The 5,300-nt window shown below is 69.9% G+C and carries 7 protein-coding genes; 3 read left to right on the top strand and 4 right to left on the bottom strand.

The window, feature by feature from the left end; all coding sequences use genetic code 11:
- On the bottom strand, positions 1-265 hold a 265-nt coding region (locus EQG76_RS22685; protein WP_159716579.1), incomplete at its 3' end, for an FAD-binding oxidoreductase.
- A gap of 129 nt (positions 266-394) precedes the next feature.
- Between EQG76_RS22685 and dapD the strand changes: the two genes are divergently transcribed.
- The 3 genes from dapD to EQG76_RS22670 are packed head-to-tail and all read left to right on the top strand — an operon-like array spanning position 395 to position 2,962.
- Complete coding sequence (gene dapD, locus EQG76_RS22680) at positions 395-1,237, top strand: 2,3,4,5-tetrahydropyridine-2,6-dicarboxylate N-succinyltransferase (protein WP_159716580.1); 843 nt, start codon at positions 395-397, stop codon at positions 1,235-1,237.
- On the top strand, positions 1,237-2,403 hold the full coding sequence (gene dapE, locus EQG76_RS22675; protein ID WP_159716578.1) for a succinyl-diaminopimelate desuccinylase: 1,167 nt from the start codon (positions 1,237-1,239) through the stop codon (positions 2,401-2,403). The genes dapD and dapE overlap by 1 nt, the downstream gene beginning before the upstream one ends.
- A gap of 4 nt (positions 2,404-2,407) precedes the next feature.
- The gene (locus EQG76_RS22670; RefSeq protein ID WP_159716577.1) at positions 2,408-2,962 is read left to right on the top strand and encodes a hypothetical protein; all 555 of its coding nucleotides are present in this window, start codon (positions 2,408-2,410) and stop codon (positions 2,960-2,962) included.
- Positions 2,963-3,377: 415 nt separating this feature from the next.
- Here EQG76_RS22670 and EQG76_RS22665 read toward each other — a convergent pair whose 3' ends face one another.
- The 3 genes from EQG76_RS22665 to EQG76_RS22655 form a co-directional block, all read right to left on the bottom strand.
- Positions 3,378-4,139 (bottom strand): sulfotransferase family protein, encoded by a 762-nt coding sequence (locus EQG76_RS22665; RefSeq protein ID WP_159716576.1) that lies wholly within the window; start codon positions 4,137-4,139, stop codon positions 3,378-3,380.
- Between the two features lie 108 nt (positions 4,140-4,247).
- The gene (gene queF / locus EQG76_RS22660) at positions 4,248-4,712 is read right to left on the bottom strand and encodes a preQ(1) synthase (protein ID WP_200841038.1); all 465 of its coding nucleotides are present in this window, start codon (positions 4,710-4,712) and stop codon (positions 4,248-4,250) included.
- 75 nt (positions 4,713-4,787) lie between these two features.
- A partial coding sequence (locus tag EQG76_RS22655; protein WP_200841037.1) for a tRNA pseudouridine synthase A occupies positions 4,788-5,300 on the bottom strand: 513 nt, incomplete at its 5' end.

Below are 5,300 nucleotides of genomic sequence, written 5' to 3'. Positions count from 1 at the left end.
CGGGGATGTTGCCGCCGACCAGGCCGGTATTGCCGGACTGGGCCACGACCGGCACGTGGTGCCGGCGGCAGGCCCGCAACACTGCCTGCACCCCGGCAGGATCGACCGGGCGCGCCACGAGCGGGCTGGATCCGGTCGACAGATGCCAGAAGTCGGTGAGGTAGGGGGCCGTGCGCTCGGGCTCGGTCAGGAGGGCCTGGTCGTCGAGTGCTGCGCGCAGCTCGGCCACGAGTTCCGCCGGCAGCCCCGGCACCGTTTGCGTCACCGCTCTCGTCCCCTCCCGAACGTTTGACCATCGGCCCCGCCGCGGGCATCCGGGCCCGCCCAAGGGCCGGATTGACGCTGCAACCGCCGCCACTAGTGTACGGCCGCGCTCGCGAGGATGGGAATGACGATGGATATCGAGGCGCTGCGCCGCCAGGTCGAGGATGCGTTCGAACGTGCCGGCGAGATCGGCCCGCACACCACCGGCACCGACCGCAACGCCGTCGAGGCGACCCTGGATCTGCTGGATGCCGGTAAGCTGCGCGTCGCGGAGAAGATCGACGGGCAGTGGCAGGTCCACCAATGGGCGAAGAAGGCGGTGCTCCTGTCGTTCCGCCTGAACGCGATGACCCGGATCAACGGGGGCCCTGGCGGCTCGGGCTGGTGGGACAAGGTCCCCTCCAAGTTCCAGGGCAAGGATTCCGCCTGGTTCGAGGCGCAGGGCTTCCGCGCAGTGCCGAACGCGGTGGTGCGCCGCTCCGCCTATGTCGCACCCGGCGTCGTGCTGATGCCCTCTTTCGTCAATCTCGGCGCCTATGTCGACCGCGGCACCATGATCGATACCTGGGCCACGGTCGGCTCCTGCGCCCAGATCGGCAAGAACTGCCACATCTCCGGCGGGGCAGGGATCGGCGGCGTGCTGGAGCCGCTCCAGGCCGGCCCGGTGATCATCGAGGACGATTGCTTCATCGGGGCGCGTTCCGAAGTGGCCGAGGGCGTGCTGGTCGAGACCGGCTCGGTCCTGTCCATGGGCGTCTATCTCGGTGCCTCGACCCGGATCGTCGATCGCACCACGGGCGAGGTGTTCAAGGGCCGGGTGCCGGCCTATTCGGTGGTGGTGCCCGGCACCATGCCCGGCAAGCCTTTGCCGGACGGCTCGCCCGGGCCCGGCCTCTACTGCGCGGTGATCGTCAAGCGGGTGGACGCACAGACGCGCTCCAAGACCTCGATCAACGAGCTGCTGCGCGACTGATGGCCAGCATCGACCCGGTGGCGCTGACCGCCGAACTGATCCGCTGCCGCTCGGTGACACCGGAGGTGGGCGGCACGCTGGACCTCCTGCAGGCCCGCTTGGGGGCCCTAGGCTTCGCCGTGGAGCGGATCGCCTTCCAGGCGGAGGGCACGGCACCAGTCGAGAACTTGTTCGCAAGGCTCGGCGGATCCGGGCCGCATCTGGCGTTCGCCGGCCATGTCGACGTGGTCCCGCCGGGCGATCCCTCGGCCTGGACCCACGACCCGTTCGGCGGCCAGGTGGTGGACGGGCTGCTCTATGGCCGCGGTGCCGCCGACATGAAGAGCGGGGTCGCCTGCTTCCTGGCCGCGGTGGCGGGCTATCTCGCCGAGCACGGCCGGCCGGCCAGGGGTTCTGTATCCTTCGTGATCACCGGCGACGAGGAGGGCCCCGCGGTCAACGGCACCGCGCCTTTGCTGCAATGGATGGACGCGCACGGCCACCGCCCGGACGCCTGCCTGGTCGGCGAGCCGACCTCGGTGGAGCGCAATGGCGACACGATGAAGGTCGGCCGGCGCGGCTCCGCCAACGGGATGCTGGTGGTGGAGGGCCGGCAGGGCCATACTGCCTATCCGCATCGCGCCGACAACCCGGCGCACCGATTGGTGCGGATGCTCTCCGCGATCCTGGCCGAGCCGATCGATGGCGGCAGCGAGTTCTTCGAGCCGACCAATCTCCAGGTCACCTCGATCGACATCGGCAACCCGGCCGGCAACGTCATCCCGGCCGGGGCTGCCGCACGCTTCAACATCCGCTACAGCGACCTGCAGGACCGGGACCGGCTGGAAGCCTGGCTGCGCCGGCACTGCGACTCGGTCGGCGGCAGCTATCGGCTGGAGCTCCATTCGAGCGGCGACGCGTTCCTCACGGGGCCCGGGCCGTTCACCGAATTGGTGGCGGAGGCAGCCGAAACAGTGTTCGGCATCCGGCCCGAGCCTTCCACCAGCGGCGGTACCTCGGACGCGCGCTTCGTGAAGGACTACTGCCCGGTGATCGAGCTGGGGCTGGTCGGTCAGACCATGCATCAGGTCGACGAGCGGGTGCGGACGGACGACGTCCACTCGCTCGCCCGCTGCTACCGGGCGATCCTGGACCGCTGGTTCGCCCAGGCAGAGAGCGGCGGCTGACCCGGTGGCGATCGCCGACGCCGTCCGCGGCTTTGCCGCCGCCTCCGTCCTGGCCCGCGGCGATGCCCGGGGAATCGAGTTGCTCGACCTGTCGGTGGGCGGGTTCTGGCGCTCCTTTCAGGCGGTCTTCTGGCTGGTGCCGCTGCACGGCCTGCTGCTGTTCGTGCTGAGCCGTTCCGATGAGACCGGGCTGGTCGAGATCGACTGGACCAGCGAGTATGTCTCGCTGTTCGCCCGCTTCGCCATGTTCCCGCTCCTGGCCCTGGTGCTGACCCGGCTGCTGGGGCTCACCTCGCGCTACGTGCCGCTCGTCACCGCCGCCAACTGGGCCTCGGTGCTGCAGGGCGCATTCCTGGCAGCGGCGATCCTGCTGATCTCGCTGCTGCCGCCGGACGCAAGGGGGATGCCGCAGTTCATCGCGTTCGCCGCGACCATGGTCTATGGCTGGTTCGTGGTCCGCTCGGCCCTGCGCACCACCGGTGGGGTTGCGTTCGGCTTCGTGCTGGCCGACTTCCTGAGCTCCCTCCTGCTGGACCAGCTGCTCGATCGGCTGTTCTGACGCCCTGCTCCCTCCCAGTCGGCCGAACACGTGCCGCGGTACTCGTGCGGTCCCGACGTCTCGTAGTGCGTTATTCCGTGAGCAGGAGGGCGCGCCATCGCAGCAGGACTTCACGGTTCAGCCCGCACGCTTCACCGCGGGCTGAACTACATCGCGATCCGCCGAAGCAACTTCCCTTCCTGCCACCGGACCATGCCGCAGAGCTCTGCACCACTGCCTGCAGCGGCATCCGGGCCTTCTTCAGGGCCTGCAAGCTCGCCAGGCACCTTGCGGCACTGCGGTGGCAAACGCCGTTTCAGGCGATCCGCGACGCCTGAAAAGCCGGCCCCTCGGCCTCCAGATTCAACCCGCACCACCGCGTCCTGGAACCGTACACTGGATCCGCCGCCTCTACCTCTGGGGGCAGCGAACGGCGTCAGCGCAGCCAGCCGAGGGCGCAGCGCAGCAGGCGGCCGGCCGTACGCGGCAACTGGACGATCGCAGCCGGCTGGTGGGGTTTGGCCAGATGCGCCTGCGCTCGGCGGTAGAGCTCGATGTCCAGCCGATTGTGCTCGACGATGGCGGCGAGGTCGGCATCGTCGCCGCCGAACGCCTGGCCCGGCTCGACCTGGGCGGATCGATTGACCCTGGCCAACGGCGGCACCTCCGCCAGGCCCAGGATCTCGGCAGCTCCACGCAGGAGCGGGTGCGGGTCATCGACCAGGCCGAAGATCGTCCGCTCGTCCAGGAGATGGGCGGTGGCGCGCGCCAGGCGCTCCTCGGGCGTCAGGGCGGAATAGCTGCCGGCGAGCTGGCCGACCATGCCGTTGCGCGCCCAGCTCCCGGGAATGCCCTCGGCATAGTAGCGCGGGATGGTCATGCCCGGCCCCGCTAGGTCGGCATGGCGCGAATGGCCGGGCAGGCCCCGGATGTAGCGGAACAGGGAGAGCACCCGCTCGACCGGGTCGCGCAGCAGCACGACATAGCGATAGTCCCGCCCCCCCAGCCGCTCGTGGACGCCGTGCAGGTAATGGCCGCTCACCACGGCCGGCACGGCTCCGCCGCTGGTGGCCGCCGCCACCTCGTCGGGACTGCTCGCCTGGGCGACTCCATTGGCGCCGAGTGCCGTCACGAACCAGGCGTGCAGGCTGGACCCCGAGCTGCGGGGAACATGCATGTGCAGCAGAAGGGGACGCAAGATGCCTGCCGTCAGCAACGGTTGAGCCGGCCCGAACCCTCGGGTCCGCTGCCGCATCGCCGCTTCGGCCGCAAAGGTCAAGCGCCGGGCAGGAGGTGGCAGAGGGATTCAGCCGCGTCCACGATAGGTCGGCACCCCCTGGTCAGGAACCCAGATGCCGTCGGGCGCCGGCCCAGTCTGGAAGAACACGTCGATCGGGATGCCGCCCCGCGGGTACCAGTAGCCGCCGATCCGCAGCCAGAGTGGTGCCAGCGCGTCCACCAGCCGCCGCCCGATCCCGACCGTGCAGGCCTCATGGAAGCCTGGGTGGTTGCGGAACGCATGCAGGTAGAGCTTCAGGCTCTTGCTCTCGACCAGCAGTTGGTCCGGCACGTAGTCGATCACCAGGTGGGCGAAGTCCGGCTGGCCGGTGACCGGGCAGAGCGACGTGAACTCCGGGCAGGTGAAGCGCACGAGATAGGGCGTTCCAGCGTGTGGATTCGCGACGGTTTCCAGCACCGCTGCCTCGGGCGAGACCGGCGGTGGGCTGTGCTGGCCGAGCTGGCTCAAGCCGGCATAGATGTCGTGGCTCATCACGATCGTCCTGTCAGGTAAGGCAGTGTACACCGGAATAGGTGCAGATGATGGCACGTCGGCTGCTCGGCTGGTTCAGCCTTCCGTGCTGCTCCAGCCGGGATAGCGGACCTGGACGAGGCAGAGCCCGTCGGGCGGGGCGGTCGGGCCGGCGGCGCTGCGGTCGCGCGCCGCTAGCGCCTCGGCGATCCAGTTGACCGGCCGCCGGCCGGCACCGACCAGCGCGAGGCTGCCCACGATGTTGCGGACCTGGTGATGGAGAAAGGAGCGGGCGCGGATGTGCAGATCGACATGCTCGCCCTGCCGCCGGACATGGAGCAGGTCGATCGACTTCAGTGGTGAGCGGGACTGGCAGGCCGTGGCGCGAAAGCTGGTGAAGTCGTGGCGGCCGACCAGAAGCTGGCCCGCATCGTGCATCAGCGCCTCGTTCAGCCGCTGCGGATGGTGCCAGACCAGGCCGCGCTCCAGGGCCGGCGGTGCCCGCCGGGTCAGGATCCGGTAGCGGTAGGCCCGGGCCGTGGCGTCGAACCGGGCATGAAACTCGTCCGGGACCGGGCGGGCCGCCAGGACCACGATCGGTGCCGGGCG

Origin of the sequence: Geminicoccus flavidas, from assembly GCF_009806515.1 — a bacterium.
GTDB classification, from domain to species: domain Bacteria; phylum Pseudomonadota; class Alphaproteobacteria; order Geminicoccales; family Geminicoccaceae; genus Geminicoccus; species Geminicoccus flavidus.
The sequence above is the reverse complement of the archived record's forward strand: the minus strand, read 5'-3'. Positions and strand labels throughout refer to the sequence as shown.